The organism is Parasphingorhabdus sp., assembly GCF_048267785.1.
GTDB lineage: Bacteria > Pseudomonadota > Alphaproteobacteria > Sphingomonadales > Sphingomonadaceae > Parasphingorhabdus.
Window position 1 is genome coordinate 60394 of record NZ_JBLWWU010000003.1, and the last position, 16969, is coordinate 77362.

Genomic DNA, 16969 nt, shown 5'->3' on the forward strand with positions numbered 1-16969 from the left:
AGCTTGAAGCCTTTTCAGGGCCGATAGCATGGCTTTAGTCGTCCGCACATCTCGCCTGCCCCCGTGAAAATTGTTCGTGCGCCGCGGAAGTTTATCATGCTAGGCGAATGGCAACTTCCGACAAAGAATAAGGATAAGAGGATCATGGTCGAGAAAAAATATGAATGTTTCGATGTCGAGATAGGCGACGGCATCGCCCATATCCGGATGAACCGCCCGGAAAAACTCAACAGCATGAACCGCGCGTTCTGGAATGATTTGCCGGAAATTATCGAGGATATCGACATCAACGCCCGCGCGCGGGTCATTGTGATCAGCTCCACCGGCAAGCATTTCTCCGCCGGCATGGACCTCTCCGTTTTCGCACCGCAGCCTGACAATAAAATCGATGGCGCCGACAAGCATGTGCTCGCCGAAATGTTCCGCTCCAATGTCAAACGGATCCAGCACAGTTTCAATGCGCTGGAAGAAGCCCGTATCCCGGTATTGTTCGCGCTGCACGGCGGCGTTATCGGCGGCGCGATCGATATGATCAGCGCCGGTGACATCCGCTGGTGCAGCAAGGACGCGATATTCTGCATCCAGGAAACCAATATCGGCATGACCGCCGACGTCGGCACCTTCCCGCGCCTGCAGCGCTATATCCCCGAAGGCTGGGTTAAGGAAATGGCTTACACCGGCCGCCGGATCGACGCGGCAAAGGCGAAGGAAATCGGGCTGGTCAATGACGTGTTCGAAACGCAGGAAGAATGTCTCGCCTATGTCATGGCTACCGCGAAAGAAATTGCGTCCAAATCGCCGCTGGCGGTGACCGGCTGCAAGGTCCTTATCAACTATGGCCGCGACCATAATACCGCCGACACGCTCGACTATATCGGCGTCTGGAACGCCGGCATGTTCCCGCCTTCGCATATCCAGGAAGCGGTCGCTGCGATGGGCGAAAAACGCGAACCGGATTTCCCCGATCTGCTGCCGCTCAGAACCACGGCTTTGTAGTTTCGCGCGATCCAGCTATGATAAATTTTATCTATGCCCTGATCCCGGTGGTCCTGATCACCGCATTGGGCTGGTTGCTGGCGCACAGGAATTTCCTGCCGGCCGAGGGATGGCGGGCGATCGAAAGGCTGGTCTATTTCATCTTTTTCCCGGCGCTGATCATCAATGTGCTGGCCAGCGCCTCTTTTGAAATCGTGCCCTGGGCGATGGTGCTGGCACTGATCGGTTCGCAAGTGGCGCTTGCTGCGCTGGGGCTGTTCGCCAAGCGGGCCGATGATGGCCCGCGCAAAGGATCGATCATCCAGTCCAATGTCCGCTGGAACACCTTTGTCGGCCTGTCCATCGCCAGCGCGCTGTTTGGCGAGCCGGGTCTTGCCCTGATGGCCATCGCGGTCGCGGCGCTGACGCCGACCGCCAATGTCATCTCGGTGCTGGCGCTGACCCATTTCGCCCGCGACGACGGAAAGGCGAAACCGCATGTGGTGATGGATATGGTGCGCAATCCGCTGATCATCGGCTGCGTGATCGGGATCGCGCTCAATCTGCTGGGTATTGCTCCAACCGGCATTGCCGAAAAGACCCTTGATATATTGGGTCAGGCCACGCTGGCGCTCGGTCTGCTGGTGGTCGGCGCGGCGGTCGATCTGCAGGCCTTCAGACGGGCGGGCCATACGACATTGACATGGTCGGCGGTGCGCCTGCTCGGTTTTCCGCTCGTGGCTCTGGCCGCGGGACTGTTGCTCAATCTTGCACCGGACAGCCTGGCGATCATCATGATCGCCGCCGCCACGCCGACCGCCAGCAGCGGCTATATATTGGCGCGCCAGCTCGGCGGCGATGCCACCTTGTCGGCCAATCTGGTTGCCGTGCAGACGGTCTTCTCCGTCCTGTCCATGCCGGCGATTTACGCGCTCTATCTGCTGACGCTAGGTTGAGAAAGCCGCGTTACCCCCTCTAGCTGAGATCAAATTTCTCCGGCACCAGTTTCCCGAGGATTTTGTAGCAACCGGCATTGTTGCGCTGAAAACAGTCATGCACCTTCATCATTTCAAAATGAGCAACCAGCGCTGGCCAGCGGGATTTATCCGGCAGTCCGGCTAGCATCTCGGTCTGCGCGATCTGCGCGGCGACGGATATATCGGCAATCGAAATGGTCTCGCCGATGAAATAGCGGCGTCCATCGAGATATTGCTCAAGATAATCCCACAACGGCGGCAGTTTTTCGTTCCACGTCGTGCGCGCCGTTTCGAGATCGGGTGCCTTGCGCTGAAAAATATTAAAAACAATCGGCCGGAACAGCCCCAGTCCGCCAGCCATAGCCAGACCGGTATCGGCATATTCCTCAAGCCACAGGGCCCGGCCATGGTCGAACGCATCGGCGGGATAGACCGCCGGGTCGGGTTGCCGCTTTTCCAGATAGCCGCAGATCGCCGAACTGTCGGTAATCGTTCCGGCGGCCCCGTCCTCGGCGATTTCCCGGTCGCGAAGCGAGGGGATGCGGCCAAGCGGACTGATTGCCTTATACCAGTCCGGCATGCCCATGACATTGACGTCCTCGCAATCATAGTCGAGCCCCTTGAGCGCCATCACCGCCTCGACCTTGCGCTGGAAGGGGGACAGAGGCGAGCCGTAGAGGACGAGAGATGCGGTCATGGGTGAGAGTCTCCTAAGATTAATGTTTTGAAGGTCTTTGACGAATTCCGTGAGATTGGGAAGCCCTGACCTTTTCTTTCTTCCGTGACGGAGAAGGTTGAAAGGATTTATCGCAAGAAGACGCGAAGCCACGAAGGGCGGGCGGAATTATTCTTTTCCGTAAACAATCTCAACAGCATCCGCCGCCCGCTTTGCCAACGCCCTCGCCGCATTCGTATCCGCCCCGGTCGCCAGAGCAACCGCCATCCGCCGGTAAGGCCGTGTCACCGGCTTGCCGAATATCCGCACGTCCGTTTCCGCGCCTTCGCTGCCCAGCGCCAGGGCATCTGCCACGCCGGTAAATTCGAACTGCTCGCTGTCCCGGTCCGCCAATATTACCGCGCTGGCGCTGGCTGGCGCGGTTAGCGCGATATGCGGGACCGGCAGCCCCATGATCGCGCGGGCGTGGAGGTCGAATTCGCTGAGATTCTGGCCGATCGAGGTGACCATGCCGGTATCATGCGGCCGCGGGCTGAGTTCGGAGAAGATCACTTCGCCCTGCTTTGTCACGAAAAACTCGACCCCGAACAAGCCCCAGCCCTTGCCGTCGCCGGCGAGATTTTCGACGACGTTGCGCGCCATATCTTGCGCTGTCGCCAGAGCTGCGTCGGTCATCGCTGCCGGTTGCCAGCTTTCCTGATAATCGCCGCGTTCCTGCCGATGGCCAATCGGCGGGCAGAAGAGAACGCCGTCGCGGGTGCGGACGGTCAGCAGGGTAATCTCGTAATCGAAATCGATAAATTGCTCGACAATCACCCGCGCCCGGTCGCCGCGCATATTGGCGACGGCATAATTCCACGCCTCTTCGAGCTTGTCGGCACTATTGACATTGCTCTGGCCCTTGCCTGAAGAGGACATGACCGGCTTGATCACCAGCGGCAGTCCGATGTCCTCCGCCGCGCTAGTCACTTCGGCAAAGCTTTCGGCATAATGATAGCGCGAGGTGGTCAGGCCCAGTTCTTTCGCCGCGACATCGCGGATCGCGTCGCGGTTCATGGTCAGCTGGGTGGCGCGGGCGGAAGGCACGACGTGAAAACCCTCTGCCTCCATATCGGCCAATATTTCGGTGCGTATCGCCTCGACCTCGGGGACGATCAGATCGGGCTGATGTTTTTCAATCGCCACGCGCAGTTTGTCACCGTCGAGCATCGAGAATATTTCGCGGGCGTCTGCCACCTGCATGGCGGGGGCGTCGTCATAGGCGTCACAGGCAATGACATAAGCGCCGAGCCGCTTGGCCGAGATGGTGAATTCCCGGCCCAGTTCGCCGGAGCCGAGAAGAAGGATTTTTTTGGTGAAGGTCATCTGCTGACTATGTTGGGATTGCCAGGAGGGCGCAAGCCACAATATATCCTCCCCGTTGCGCAGCAATGGGGAGGATATATGACAGTTAAGTCCCCTCGCCCGCCATCATCTCTTCCATCCGTCTGCCCATTTCCTCTTCCGAGACATCCTCGACATGGGTCGACAAGGTCCACTCATGACCAAAAGGATCTTTCACCCAGCCGGACCGGTCGCCGTAAAACTGATCCTCCACCGGGCGCACGATTTCTGCGCCCGCAGCAACCGCCTTGGCAAAGGCTGCATCAACATCCGGCACATAGACCATCAGGCTGGCGGTTGCGCCGCCGCGCCTGTTCGGGCCGAGCTTGTCCATGTCCGGAAATTCGTCCGACAGCATCACATGACTGTCACCGATAATGAGGTCGGCATGGCCGATCTTGTCGCCCATCGGCAGGCGCATATGCTCGGTCGCGCCAAAGGCCCTTGTGTAAAATTCGATCGCCGCCTCGGCATCATCGACCGTAATATAGGGCGTAATGCTGTGATATCCTTCTTCCTTCCACGCTGTCATCATCGCTCTCCGCTCTGGTTGATCGCCGTTTATAGCAAATTTCCCTCGTTTTGCCGAGTCCGTGAAATTACCGATTGATATATTATATCATTACACCTATCTGACAGCCAATTCCAACCTCCAGCAGAGAAGAGATGATCTTGTCCCATAGAAAATTCCTGATTTCCGCCGCGATTCTGACATTGCCTGCCGCTCCCGCCTTCGCCCAGAAAGATGCCGCTGCCGAACAGCGCAGCAGCGGCCTGTCCGACGATTTCCACAATGATGACATGATTGTTGTCACCGCCCCCTATGTCGAGCAGCTCGACATATTGGCCGGCACTTCTGTCCTGTCCGGAGATCAACTGGCAGAGGATCTGCGCGGCCAGATTGGCGACAGCCTGACCGGCCTGCCCGGCGTTTCATCCACCTCTTTTGCTCCCGGATCGTCACGGCCCGTCCTGCGCGGCTTTCAGGGCCCTCGGGTTCGCGTGCTGACAGACGGCATCGGCTCGCTGGATGCGTCCAACACCTCGGTTGACCATGCGGTAACCATTGATCCCCTGACCGCCCAGCGGGTCGAAGTTTTGCGCGGCCCTGCGGTTCTGCTGTTTGGCGGTGACGCGATTGGCGGCGCGGTCAACGTGATCGACAAGCGTATCCCCCGCGACATTCCCGACGACGCCGTCCATCTGGACGCGATTGGCGGCTATGGCAGCGCAGCCGACGACTGGAGCGTCGCCGGATCGGTGGATGTGCCCCTGACCTCCAAGCTGGTAATTCACGCCGACGGCAGCTTCCGCGACACCGGTGATGTGAATATACCCGGTTATGTCCTTGCCCCGGCCTTGCGCGCCGAAGTGCTGGCGCAAGCTGCTGAAGAGACCGAAGAAGGTCATCTGGACGAGGCAGAAGAGCTGACCGAGACCGCTAACCAGTCCGGCCGGATCGCCAATACTGCGAGCCGCACCGAGACAGCAGGCGCCGGGATCGCCTATATCGACGATGGTGGAAATCTTGGTTTCTCGGTGAGCTATTATGACACGAATTATGGCGTTCCTTCCCGCCCCGGTACCGAGCATGCGCACGGTGAAGAAGAGGAAGACCACGAGGAAGAAGGCCATGAGGAAGAAGGCCCGGTCACCATCGGTCTGAAGCAATATCGCGCCGATCTTCGCGGCGGCGTCAATATGGGCGGATTTTTCGAAGCCCTGAATTTCCGCGCCGGCTATTCCGACTATGAACATACCGAATTCGAGGGTGACGAGATCGGGACGGTCTTTTCGGTTTCCGGCATAGAAGCGCGCGCCGAGCTGGTGCAGGCGGATCATGACGGCTGGCGCGGCGTGATCGGAACGCAGGTTCTGGTCCGGGATTTCAACGCTGTCGGCGAAGAAGCCTTCGTACCCAAGAACAGCCTCGAAAGCTGGGCCCTTTTCACCGTACAGGAAGTCGATCTCGGCAACTGGGAAGTGGAAGGCGCGATGCGCGTCGAACAGACCGACATTGCCGCCAACAGCATCAGCTTTGACCGCAGCTTCAACACATTGTCCGGTGCCATCGGTCTAGCCTATGCCCCTGACGACAGCGCCCTGAAGATCGGCACCAATATTTCCCGGTCGGAACGCGCGCCCTCGGCAGAAGAGTTGCTCTCCGACGGGCCGCATATCGCGACCCAGGCCTATGAAATCGGCAATGCGGGTTTCACCACCGAGAAAAGCTGGGGCGGCGAGCTATATGCCCGCTGGGACAGCAATGATGTCCAACTGAGCGCGACCGCCTATGCAAATTTCTTCGACGATTATATTTTCGAGGCGGAAACCGGTGCCGAGGAAGATGGCCTGCCCGTGTTCCAGTATTTCCAGCGTGATGCGACTTATTATGGCTTTGAAGCCTCGGCATCGGTGGTGTTCGCACGAGCGGGCGGTTTCGACTTCATCGCCGACGGCGTGGCCGACTATGTCCGGGCCAAGATCAACAACGGCGGCGGCGCGGTTCCGCGTATCCCCCCGCTGCGACTGCTCGGCGGCATCAAGGCACATAGCGACAATCTTGACCTTCGCGCTGAAGTCGAATGGTCGGACAGCCAGAATAAAGTCGCGGCATTCGAAACCGCAACCGATGGCTTCACCATGGTCAATGCCTCTGCTGCCTGGCGTCCGTTTGGCAAGGATGGCGGCGTTACGCTGCTCGCCTCGGCGAACAATATTTTCGATGTCAAGGCTCGTCGTCATGCCTCGTTCACTAAAGACTATGTACCGCTGTCCGGTCGTGATATTCGCGTAAGTGCGAAGTTCAGTTTTTAGGATATGTTCAAATGCAGAAAATTACCGCAGCAATCATGATTTCGTCCATGCTCCTGCTCAGCGCCTGCGCTACCGTCAAAGGCGTTGGCAGGGACATTGAATCCGTAGGCCAGGCTGGCCAGGACGCGATTGACTAGGAATTATGGTTTGTGAGCCTGTCGAAGGGCGCCTCTCGGAAGAGATGCGTAATTTGGCAGGCTCACCACTTGCGGATCACGCCACCCAATCGGTCAGGACGTAATCTCTTTGCTCTTCTTGCGTTCCGTGAACCACATGATCAGCAGCGAAACCTCATAGAGCAGGATCAGCGGAACCCCCAGCATCAGCTGGGACACGACATCCGGCGGGGTCAATATCGCGGCCAGCGCAAAAGCCCCGACAATCATGTAGCGGCGCACGCCCTTTAATTGCTGGCGACTGACAATTCCCGCCCGGTTGAGCAGCAGAAGCAGTACCGGCAGCTGGAAACATACCCCGAACGCAAGAATGAATTGCATCACCAGCGAAAGATAATCGCCCATTGCCGGCAAGGCTTCCTGTGTCAGACCGCCGACTTGTCCTTCAAATCCCAGAAAGAACCGGAACGCGGTCGGCATGACAATGAAATAGGCTAGCGAAGCTCCCGCGACAAACAGAACGGGTGTCGCAATCAGAAAGGGCAGAAACGCCTTTTTCTCATTAGCATAGAGGCCCGGCGCCACAAAGGCCCAAAGCTGATTGGAGATGATCGGAAAGGCGAGAAAAAAGGCCGCGAACATCGCTACCTTGATCTCGACGAAAAAAGCCTCGTAGAGTTTGGTATAGATGATCTTTCCTTCACCGGCGGGGAACGCATCGGTGAGCGGCTGTACGAGAATACCGAAAATCTCGTCGGCGAAAAACATACTGACCAGAAAAGCCACGACCAGCGCCGCCACCGACCAGAGAAGCCGTTGGCGCAGCTCCATCAGATGCTCGATCAACGGTGCCTTGCTGTCATCCAGATCCGGTTTGCTATGGTTGTTCATGGTTTGGAGTCGTCTGCAGGGGGCAAGGGGGAGCGGTCCTCGGCATCGGCAGAAGGTTCGACCCTATCCGCAGAGGGGCTCTCCAGCGGCTCCATCATCGGTTCTTCACCCCCGCTATCATCGGGAAGCGCGGGATGTTCTTGCATGATGCGGTCATTTTCGGCCGCCCATTTCTTTTCCATTTCCTGAAGCTCCGCTTCGCGGACCATTGCATCGAGCCCGGTACGGAAATTGGCCATCACCGAGCGTCCTTTGGCCATCCATTTTCCCGCCGTAGCCAGTGCGCGAGGCAATTCCTTGGGGCCGATGACGACAACGGCAATAATCGCGATAATCGCGATTTCGGAAATGGAAAGGTCAAACATTGTCTATATGGCCCTGGATATGAAGGCCGGCCTGATCAACCAGCCGTTTTATCAGCAGTCTTGCTGGTTTCACCTGACACGTCGCCAGTTTTTCCTTCAATCTTGGGGGCTGGATTGGCGGTGTTCGCCTCTTCCTCGGTGATTCCTTTTTTGAAAGAACGGATGCCTTTACCGACATCGCCCATCATCTCCGAAATCCGGCCTCGGCCGAATAGAATCAACACCAGCGCCGCTACTATTAAAATCTGCCAAACACTCGGTTGCATGCGATATTCTCCTTGAGAAATCTATTTAAGCGCTTTCCAACCCGTTTTCCAGCAAAACACCATCATCATCTGGAAACTCTCGCCCTACAGACTCTTCCGAGACATGCTCTGCGGCCTCGTCCAGCTCCATCTGGTCCAGCACCAGATCTACGGGGTCGAGCAATCCCGCGGCTTTCAGGTCATCAAGACCCGGCAAATCCTTGCGACTCTGCAGGCCAAAATGGGTCAAAAATTCCGCAGTGGTGGCGTAAATCAATGGTCTCCCCGGCACTTCGCGGCGACCGGCCGGGCGTACCCAACCCGCTTCCATCAATACATCGAGCGTGCCCTTGGCAACCTGAACGCCCCGAATCGCTTCGATTTCAGCGCGACTCACCGGTTCGTGATAGGCTATGATCGCCAGCGTTTCCATGCCCGCACGGCTGAGCTTGCGTAGTTCGGCCCGTTCGCGGCGCAAGAGGTGCGAAAGATCCTGAGCGGTTTGAAAATGCCAGCGATCACCGGTTTTGACCAAAATGATCCCGCGATCCTGATAATCGTCCTGCAGTTCGCTCAGGATGTGGCGAATATCCAGTTCCTCACCGACATAGGCCTTGATATCGGCGATTGTCATCGGGTTTTCCGAGGCAAAAAGGGTCGCCTCAACCGCTCGCTTGCCGATATCCATTGCATCCGTGTCCCGTTCGATCAGACTGGTATCTTCCATGTCATGTTCACCCATTTGTCGTCGCCTTTATTCTGAGCGGTGCAAAACAGCCTTCCTGTTGCAGCTCCAGCTTCCCCTGACGGGCCAGCTCCAACGTCGCGAGAAAACTGGACGCGAGCGCGGACTTGCGGAGCTCGGCCGGCGCACCGGGGGGCAGAAAATTCCTGATATCCATCCAGTCAATCGCTTCGCCCAGCATCAGCGACACCCGTGCCAGCGCATCATCCAGAGTCATCACCATCCGCTGGCGGACGATGTGAATCGCCGGTGCTCCACGGACTTTCACGCGGGAATAAGCGGCAATCAGGTCATAATATTCGGCCTGCCACTGCCGTTCCTTCACCACCCGCAGTCCCTCCGGTGCGCCACGCATAAAGACGTCACGGCCAATCCGGTCGCGCGCCAGCAGCCGGGCACCCGATTCCCGCATCGCGTTGAGCCGCTCCAGCCGCATCTGCAGCCGCAGCGCCAGTTCTTCCGGCGACGGATCGATCTCCGGATCCTTGGGCAGCAGCAAGCCGGATTTCAAATAGGTCAGCCATGCCGCCATCACCAGATAGTCCGCCGCGAGCTCCAGCCGCAGGGTCTGGGCACTGGCGATATATTTGAGATATTCCTGAACCAGCTCAAGAATTGAAATTTCGCGCAAATCGACCTTCTGGTTGCGCGCGAGGGCAAGCAGAAGATCGAGAGGCCCTTCCCAGCCATCGATATTCAGCGTTAGCGCGCCGTCGTCAGGGGCGACCGATTCGGGCGGGAAAAAGAAGCTTTCGTCTTCCCGTTCTTCACTCATGCCGTTGCTGCTATGAGTTCGTCGCGCCGGGCGAGCAACATGTCCAGTTCATCCTCAGACTCGGCGTCTTTTGTGTCAGCAATCGTCGCCATCGCCCGATCCAGCCGTTCCTGCGTTTTATCCGACATCGGCGCGAGCCGGTCGGCAATCCCGATCATGTCATCCATCTTTGCCCAGCAATTGAGCGCAATATCGCATCCCGCCATCTGGGCCCGTTCGGCCCGCTCGGGAACGGTGCCGGACAAAGCTTCCATATCGAGATCGTCGGTAAAGAGCAGGCCGTCAAAGCCGATCCGGTCGCGAATGATATCCTGAACAACGGTCTTCGACAGGGTCGAGGGCGTCTCTGCGTCCCAGGCGGTGAACAGCAAATGGCCGGTCATGCCCATCGGCGCCTTGTTCAGCGTCTGGAAGGGAGCGAGATCCAGCTGCAATTCTTCGTCGCTGGCCGTCACCGTCGGCAAGGCCTTGTGGGTGTCGACGCTGGTCCGGCCATGGCCAGGCAGATGCTTGACCACACCGACCACGCCGCCGCGCTGCAGGCCGTCGAGAATAGCGCGACCGAGAGCCGCGACCCGCATCGGTTCGCTTCCCAGAGCGCGGTCGCCAATCACATTATTGGCGTCCGGCTGACGCACATCAAGTAGCGGATGGCAATCGACGGTGATCCCGACCTCACGAAGCGTAACCGCAATCGCCTGTGCATTGAGACGCGCGGCCTCAATCGCCGTCGCAGAAGCAATATCGTAAAGCTTGTCGAAAACCTCCCCTGCCGGGAATTTGGGCCAGAGCGGTTCCTGCATCCGCGCAACACGGCCACCTTCCTGATCGATCAGGATCGCCAGGTCATCGCGACCATGAATTGCGCGCAACTCATCGGTCAGCGCTCTAAGCTGCGCCTTGCTTTCGATATTGCGACCGAAGATAATATAACCCGCTGGGTCGCTATCACGGAAAAACGCCTTTTCGTCGGCAGTCAGGCTCAGGCCCGTCAATCCAAAAACGGCGGGGGTCATAGCCATGATGATGTCTTCTCACGCAACATATCTTATACTTGCGCCGTTTCAGCGCGGGGTAAAGGTGAAAGCGCCGTTATCCACAGCGCTTCAACCATCATTTGCGCCAAAGCTAGCGAACGACGAGGCAGCTTTCTCCGGCTGCCTTCAGATTATTGCAAAGCTGCTGGGCCGCCTCATAGCTTGGTGCAACTGCATTCAGCCGGTAAATCGTGCTACCCTCAACGGTGCCGGGAAGAATTTTCTTCGGAAGCGCCCCGATCGATTCAAACCGCCGCGCGTACCCCGCCCAACTGCTATCAGCGAGGCTCGCCGAGCTGAATGCACCGAGCTGAACCAGAGCCGTTCCGGGGCTTTCCTCGCCAGCCACGGCATCGGGTTTGCGGATCGGTGCTTCGGTTACCACAGGGTCACCGAGTTGCGCCGGCGTATCCTTGCCTTCGCTGGCAGCGAAGCTGGCATCGCCCTCGCCTTCAAATGTTCTGGCCTGCGGATCGTCAGGCCGAACCTTATAGTCACCCTCCTGCGCAGCGATCAGTTCCCCGTCGCCATCCAGTCCGCCGCCATCGCGGTTCTGCAACCAGTAGATACCACCAACAATCGCCGCCAGCAGCAGCAATCCGACACCGATGAACAGCGCGACCCGAAAGGGCGAATATTCTCCGTCATCGTCATAATCTTCAGCTGATTCCAGCCACGGCAGACGATCATCGTCGTCCAGATCAAGATTATCACGCGTGGTGTCTGACATTTTATGCTCCCATAAGCAGAAGGACTGATCACATCGATTCTGCGGCCTCAACCCCCATCAGCGCGAGACCGTTCTTGATAGTCTGCCCGATATTCTTGGCTAAGAAAAGCCTTGCCGATGTCGTTTCCGGGTCGTTAACCATTATGATCCGCTTGTCAGGCCGGTCATTGCCCAAATTATAAAAGGCATGAAAAGCGGCCGCGAGGTCATTCAGATAGAATGCGACTCGATGCGGTTCACGCGAAGCGGCCGCCGATTCGACAATCCGCGGGAATTGCGCCGCCATTTTAACAAGATCCAATTCCTCTTCGCCCAGTCGGTCAAGACGGTCGGCTGAGGGCAATATTCCTTCCTCTGCGGCTTTGCGCAAAGTCGACTGGATGCGGGCATGGGCATATTGCACATAGAATACCGGATTGTCGCGAGAGGCCTCCATTACCTTGGCGAAATCAAAATCCATCTGGGCGTCGGCCTTGCGCGTCAACATTGTAAAACGCACGGCATCCTTGCCGACTTCATCAACCATATCGGCGATAGTCACGAACTTGCCCGAGCGTTTGGACATTTTTTCCGGTTCGCCGTTGCGTAGCAGGCGCACCATCTGGACCAGTTTTACATCAAATTTGGTTTTGCCCCCGGTCAGCGCCGCGACCGCCGCCTTGATCCGTTTAACCGTACCACTGTGATCGGCACCCCAGATGTCGATCAGTTCGTCCGCTGATTGGGCCTTTTGAAAATGATAGGCGAGATCACCACCAAAATAGGTCCAGCGACCGTTCGACTTCTTGATCGGACGATCCTGATCATCGCCAAACTGGGTAGAACGGAACAGCGGCAACTCGACCGCTTCCCAATCCTCGATCACCTTGCCCTTGGGCTGCTCCAGCACGCCGTCATAGACCAGATCACGTGACCGCAGTTCCGCTTCGGCGGCGTCGGCCTTACCCGCTTCATGCAGCTTGGCTTCTGAAGAGAACACGTCATGCCGGATGCCGAGCATGGCCAGATCAGACCGGATCATATCCATCATCTTCTCGACGGCCGCCTTGCGGAAAATCAGCAACCAGTCGGATTCCGGAACATCTTTATATTTGCCCCCAAATTCGGCGGCCAAGGCTTCGCCCACCGGCTTCAGATAGTCGCCGGGATACAGGCCTTCAGGTATCGCGCCAATATCTTCGCCCAAAGCTTCCAGATAGCGCAAATGGGCCGAACGGGCGAGCGTATCGACCTGTGATCCGGCATCATTGACATAATATTCGCGGATGACCTTGTGACCGATGGCTTCCAGCAGATCGGCCAGTGCATCACCGACGACCGCGCCGCGGCAATGGCCCATGTGCATCGGGCCCGTCGGATTGGCAGAGACATATTCGATATTGACCGTGACACCCTTGCCCTTGTCCGAACGGCCATATTCTGCGCCCAGATCGTCGATTTCGAGCAGCTCGCCGAGCAGCACCGGTGCAGCAACCCGCAGGTTGATGAATCCCGGTCCGGCAATATCCACCGATTGCACATCATCCAGCACACCCAGTTTCTCGGCAATTTTCTCGGCCAGATCCCGCGGCTTCATCCCGGCCGCCTTGGAGAGAACCATCGCTGCATTGGTCGACAGGTCACCGTGCAACGGGTCCCGTGGCGGCTCCAGAGTGACGTTCGAACGATTGGTCCCGGCCGGCAGGGTGCCGGCTTCGATCAATTCATCCAATATGGCATCAATATGTTTCTGAAAAATCTGGAACAGCATGATTGGCTCAATTCGTCATAGAAAAAAGGGCCCGACGGGATCAGGCGTGGACATTCATCAATTCAGGCAACCCTATCGGGTAGCGTTATATTGCAACTGTGCCTGGGTTAGCTGAAAACCGATGAGAAGTTCGAAAGACGATCGCGCAACGGCCGCCTTTACGGCTGGATCGGCCAGCGGATCGAGCGCTGCATCGGGATCCCCAGGCTTGCGCCGCCGAGTCAGCCGTTCGATGACATCTTCTGGCAAACGTGCGGCGCTGGCGTCGATATAGGAACCCGCCTTGCCCGATGCCGAGGCACGATAGTCCCCATCGGCAAATTGCAGCGTTACGTTATTGACCCGCTTCGCCACAACAGCGGTGCCGCCTTGGACGACGGTGGAAAAATAGGGCAACGTGACCGTACGGGCGCCAGCCGGATTGCTCCGTACAGCGCGGACATCGAATGTTGCCTCGGTATAGATACGGGCGCCTTCACTATTGCAGGTCGAACGGACATTGGTGATGTTCGCAACAACATCGATGGCGCTGGCATCGGTGCTGTTCACCGGATTAAAAACGGTTATGTCGCCGGTATGATCGGGAACGGCAACCGGAGGGCAACCCGATCGGGTAACCGAAACGCCCACGCCCGAGCTGACATCAAGCGCCCCTTCTTTTGCACATCCGCTGACAGCCAAAATCGTGACCGCCGCCAAACCTATTTTTTTCAATCGGCCATTCGCCATCATTCTCAATCCTTGCCTTTAATCACGGGCAACACACATAGGTTTCAATGTGCATCGATAAAAACCTCGCAACCCTTATCTGTGCCTTTAATCCGGTGCAACCGTCCATAAGATGAACAGACGGGCTTTTCGCCGGTGCAGTTATTCCCTAAGGGCTTCATTATGAATCATTCGGATAAGCAAAAACGGCAGATTGACTTGCTTGTGGCAGCGCCTCGCGGCTTTTGTGCGGGCGTTGACCGGGCGATAAAAATCGTTGAACTGGCGATCAAAAAATATGGTGCGCCGGTCTATGTGCGTCATGAAATCGTGCACAACCGCTATGTAGTGGATGAATTGAAGAAACTGGGCGCAATATTTGTCGAAGAACTGGATGAGGTGCCCGACGGTGTTCCGGTGGTGTTTTCTGCGCATGGCGTTCCCAAGGCGGTACCCCATAAAGCCGAAGAACGGGGGCTGGAATATCTCGATGCGACCTGCCCGCTGGTGTCGAAGGTCCATCGTCAGGCGGAACGGCAGACCCAGGCCGGTCGCCACATCATTTTTGTCGGTCATGCCAATCACCCCGAGGTGATCGGCACCTTCGGTCAGGTCGCCGATGGCCGGATGACACTGGTTGAAACGCTGGCCGATGTAGAAGCGCTACAGCCCGAGGATCCGGAGGCGCTTGCCTTCCTGACCCAGACGACATTATCCGTCGATGACACCCGCGCAATCGTCGAGGCGCTACAGACCCGCTTTCCCAATATTATCGGTCCGAAAGGCGAGGATATTTGCTACGCGACCTCCAACCGTCAGAATGCCGTGAAGGAAATTGCCAAATCCTGCGAGCTCGTTCTGGTCATCGGCGCGCCAAACAGTTCGAATAGCCTGCGTCTGGTGGAAGTGGCCGAACGCGGTGGCGCGGCCGCCAAACTAATCCAGAGGGCCGATGAAATTGATCCTGCCTGGATGGAAGAGGTCAGCACGTTGGGACTGACCGCGGGGGCATCAGCACCGGAAATACTGGTGCGTGAAGTGACGGACCGGCTTGAGGAATATTTCGATATCCGGGAAAAGAATATCCAGACCGCCGACGAAAATATGACGTTCAAGCTCCCACGTGGTCTCGAAGCAAGCTGATGGCGGTCTATACAAAAGTCAGCGCAGAGGAAATCGGTCAGTTCCTCACCCGCTTCGATGTCGGTACTTTGGTATCCGCCAAAGGCATTGCCGAAGGCGTAGAAAACAGCAATTATCTGCTCGAAACCACGCAGGACAAATATATCCTGACCTTATACGAGAAGCGGGTCGACCCGGACGACCTCCCGTTTTTCATCGCCCTGCTCGATCATCTGTCAGCGCATGGCTGTCTGGTGCCGCCGATGATCGCCGATCGCGAAGGTAAGAAAATCCAGCAACTATGTGGCCGTAGCGCCTGCCTGATAACCTTTCTTCCCGGTGTGTCCGTAAGCCACCCTACCGCTGCCCAGGCCCAGGCCACCGGCGAGGCTTTGGGGAATATGCACTGCGCGTTGACAAACTTCACCCCGGAACGACGCAACAGCATGGATCACGATGGCTGGCGAACGCTTGCCGAACAATGCGGTCCCGCACAGCTCGACAAAATTGAGCCGGGGCTGGCGCAGGCGATCGCACGGGAACTCGATCATCTCGATGCACATTGGCCGCATAATCTTCCCCGGTCTGCGATCCATGCCGATCTTTTTCCGGACAATGTTCTCATGCTTGGTGACCGGGTCACCGGTCTGATCGATTTTTATTTTTCCTGCACCGATATCCGCGCCTACGATCTCGCGGTGACCCATGCAGCATGGTGTTTTTCCGAAGACGGTACCGATTTCCACGCCCCCGTATCGCAAGCGCTGATGGCCGGCTATATATCCGCCTTCGCGCTGAGTGATAGTGAACGTCAGGCACTTCCCTTATTGGCCCGCGGAGCGGCTCTGCGGTTTCTGCTGACCCGCGCCTATGACTGGATCAATACGCCGGCCGATGCACTGGTTACCCGCAAAGACCCTCAGGCCTTTCTCCATCGACTGCAATATTATCAAATCCACCCGGATATTTTCGAAGCATGACCGAAACACAAGTCGTAGAGATTGCCACTGATGGCGCGTGCAAAGGCAATCCCGGGCCAGGCGGATGGGGCGCGCTAATTCGCCTTGGTGACAAGGAAAAAGAAATTTCGGGCGGAGAGCCGAACACAACCAACAACCGCATGGAATTGCGCGCGGCCATCGAGGCGCTCAATGCGCTAAAGCGCCCATGCAGGGTGAAACTGTCAATCGATAGCACCTACGTGAAAGACGGCATTACCAAATGGATTTTTGGCTGGCAGAAAAATGGCTGGAGGACCGCGGCCAGAAAGCCGGTCAAAAATGCCGATCTCTGGCAGGAACTGTTAAAGGCCGTCGAGCCCCATCAGATCGAATGGCATTGGGTCAAGGGCCACGCCGGCGATGCCGACAATGAACGTGCCGATCTGTTGGCGAGCAACGCTGCCATGAACGTTGCCGCCAATCGTCACCAATTCTAGCTATTGTCTTCAATTTCGGCCTTCGGACCGTTTTTCTGAATCGAACTAATCGCATTTTTGGCGCTGGCCTTGCTGGAATAGCCTTCGGTCGCAAAAATGATTTCGCTGTTATATTTAAAGCGAACCCGAAACTCGCCTTTTTTGTCTTTCCAGATCTCAAATTTGTGCGCCATCGCGATATTCTCCTTCTATTGGGTATAGAAACAATAGGCCATCGGA

General features: G+C 57.3%; 20 protein-coding genes. 7 read left to right on the forward strand and 13 right to left on the reverse strand.

The window, feature by feature from the left end; all coding sequences use genetic code 11:
• The first annotated feature begins 144 nt into the window (after nt 1-144).
• Together ACN0VD_RS03630 and ACN0VD_RS03635 are read left to right on the forward strand one after the other, a co-directional pair.
• Complete coding sequence (locus tag ACN0VD_RS03630; protein ID WP_417591720.1) at nt 145-996, forward strand: crotonase/enoyl-CoA hydratase family protein; 852 nt, start codon at nt 145-147, stop codon at nt 994-996.
• A 17-nt stretch (nt 997-1013) separates the two neighbouring features.
• Nucleotides 1014-1931, forward strand: coding sequence for an AEC family transporter (locus ACN0VD_RS03635; protein ID WP_417591722.1), 918 nt, complete (start codon nt 1014-1016; stop codon nt 1929-1931).
• 19 nt (nt 1932-1950) lie between these two features.
• Here the strand turns inward: ACN0VD_RS03635 and ACN0VD_RS03640 are convergent, their stop codons facing one another.
• From ACN0VD_RS03640 to ACN0VD_RS03650, 3 genes are all read right to left on the reverse strand, one after another.
• Nucleotides 1951-2649: a glutathione S-transferase family protein gene (locus ACN0VD_RS03640; RefSeq protein ID WP_417591724.1), complete on the reverse strand. Its 699-nt coding sequence runs from the start codon at nt 2647-2649 to the stop codon at nt 1951-1953.
• A gap of 147 nt (nt 2650-2796) precedes the next feature.
• Nucleotides 2797-3993: a formate-dependent phosphoribosylglycinamide formyltransferase gene (gene purT / locus ACN0VD_RS03645; protein WP_417591726.1), complete on the reverse strand. Its 1197-nt coding sequence runs from the start codon at nt 3991-3993 to the stop codon at nt 2797-2799.
• 85 nt (nt 3994-4078) lie between these two features.
• Nucleotides 4079-4546: a VOC family protein gene (locus tag ACN0VD_RS03650; protein ID WP_417591728.1), complete on the reverse strand. Its 468-nt coding sequence runs from the start codon at nt 4544-4546 to the stop codon at nt 4079-4081.
• A 131-nt stretch (nt 4547-4677) separates the two neighbouring features.
• On the opposite strand from ACN0VD_RS03650, the gene ACN0VD_RS03655 reads away from it, so the two are divergent.
• Together ACN0VD_RS03655 and ACN0VD_RS03660 are read left to right on the forward strand one after the other, a co-directional pair.
• Nucleotides 4678-6828 (forward strand): TonB-dependent receptor, encoded by a 2151-nt coding sequence (locus tag ACN0VD_RS03655; protein WP_417591730.1) that lies wholly within the window; start codon nt 4678-4680, stop codon nt 6826-6828.
• A gap of 35 nt (nt 6829-6863) precedes the next feature.
• On the forward strand, nt 6864-6965 hold the full coding sequence (locus ACN0VD_RS03660) for an entericidin A/B family lipoprotein (RefSeq protein ID WP_417591965.1): 102 nt from the start codon (nt 6864-6866) through the stop codon (nt 6963-6965).
• Between the two features lie 93 nt (nt 6966-7058).
• Here the strand turns inward: ACN0VD_RS03660 and tatC are convergent, their stop codons facing one another.
• The 9 genes from tatC to ACN0VD_RS03705 all read right to left on the reverse strand — a co-directional run bounded on the left by tatC (nt 7059) and on the right by ACN0VD_RS03705 (nt 14214).
• Nucleotides 7059-7835 carry a twin-arginine translocase subunit TatC gene (tatC, locus tag ACN0VD_RS03665; protein ID WP_417591732.1) on the reverse strand — a complete coding sequence of 259 codons (777 nt, stop codon included), beginning with the start codon at nt 7833-7835 and terminating at the stop codon, nt 7059-7061.
• Entirely contained in the window at nt 7832-8200 is a 369-nt protein-coding gene (gene tatB / locus ACN0VD_RS03670; RefSeq protein ID WP_417591734.1) for a Sec-independent protein translocase protein TatB, read from the reverse strand. The genes tatC and tatB overlap by 4 nt, the downstream gene beginning before the upstream one ends.
• Before the next feature lie 35 nt (nt 8201-8235).
• The gene (gene tatA / locus ACN0VD_RS03675; protein WP_417591736.1) at nt 8236-8466 is read right to left on the reverse strand and encodes a twin-arginine translocase TatA/TatE family subunit; all 231 of its coding nucleotides are present in this window, start codon (nt 8464-8466) and stop codon (nt 8236-8238) included.
• Between the two features lie 25 nt (nt 8467-8491).
• Nucleotides 8492-9133, reverse strand: a complete 642-nt coding sequence (scpB, locus tag ACN0VD_RS03680; protein ID WP_417591967.1) for an SMC-Scp complex subunit ScpB — start codon at nt 9131-9133, stop codon at nt 8492-8494.
• Nucleotides 9134-9179: 46 nt separating this feature from the next.
• On the reverse strand, nt 9180-9965 hold the full coding sequence (locus tag ACN0VD_RS03685; RefSeq protein WP_417591738.1) for a segregation and condensation protein A: 786 nt from the start codon (nt 9963-9965) through the stop codon (nt 9180-9182).
• A complete protein-coding gene (gene nagZ, locus ACN0VD_RS03690) occupies nt 9962-10981 on the reverse strand; it encodes a beta-N-acetylhexosaminidase (RefSeq protein WP_417591969.1) in 1020 nt (339 codons plus the stop codon). The genes ACN0VD_RS03685 and nagZ overlap by 4 nt, the downstream gene beginning before the upstream one ends.
• Nucleotides 10982-11093: 112 nt before the next feature.
• Complete coding sequence (locus ACN0VD_RS03695; protein ID WP_417591740.1) at nt 11094-11732, reverse strand: SPOR domain-containing protein; 639 nt, start codon at nt 11730-11732, stop codon at nt 11094-11096.
• Nucleotides 11733-11760: 28 nt separating this feature from the next.
• The gene (argS, locus tag ACN0VD_RS03700) at nt 11761-13485 is read right to left on the reverse strand and encodes an arginine--tRNA ligase (protein ID WP_417591971.1); all 1725 of its coding nucleotides are present in this window, start codon (nt 13483-13485) and stop codon (nt 11761-11763) included.
• Nucleotides 13486-13554: 69 nt separating this feature from the next.
• Entirely contained in the window at nt 13555-14214 is a 660-nt protein-coding gene (locus tag ACN0VD_RS03705; protein ID WP_417591742.1) for a hypothetical protein, read from the reverse strand.
• 159 nt (nt 14215-14373) lie between these two features.
• Here ACN0VD_RS03705 and ispH point away from each other — a divergent pair, with 159 nt between their 5' ends.
• Genes ispH through rnhA form a run of 3 tightly spaced genes read left to right on the forward strand, consistent with a single transcriptional unit; the run spans nt 14374 to nt 16750 of the window.
• Complete coding sequence (gene ispH / locus ACN0VD_RS03710; protein WP_417591744.1) at nt 14374-15333, forward strand: 4-hydroxy-3-methylbut-2-enyl diphosphate reductase; 960 nt, start codon at nt 14374-14376, stop codon at nt 15331-15333.
• Nucleotides 15333-16292, forward strand: coding sequence for a homoserine kinase (thrB, locus tag ACN0VD_RS03715; protein ID WP_417591746.1), 960 nt, complete (start codon nt 15333-15335; stop codon nt 16290-16292). The genes ispH and thrB overlap by 1 nt, the downstream gene beginning before the upstream one ends.
• Nucleotides 16289-16750: a ribonuclease HI gene (gene rnhA / locus ACN0VD_RS03720; protein WP_417591748.1), complete on the forward strand. Its 462-nt coding sequence runs from the start codon at nt 16289-16291 to the stop codon at nt 16748-16750. Before thrB ends, rnhA begins: the two co-directional genes overlap by 4 nt.
• On the opposite strand, the gene ACN0VD_RS03725 is transcribed toward rnhA, so the two are convergent.
• Nucleotides 16747-16923, reverse strand: coding sequence for a YegP family protein (locus ACN0VD_RS03725; protein ID WP_417591750.1), 177 nt, complete (start codon nt 16921-16923; stop codon nt 16747-16749). The two genes, rnhA and ACN0VD_RS03725, sit on opposite strands and share 4 nt — an antisense overlap.
• Nucleotides 16924-16969: the final 46 nt, after the last annotated feature.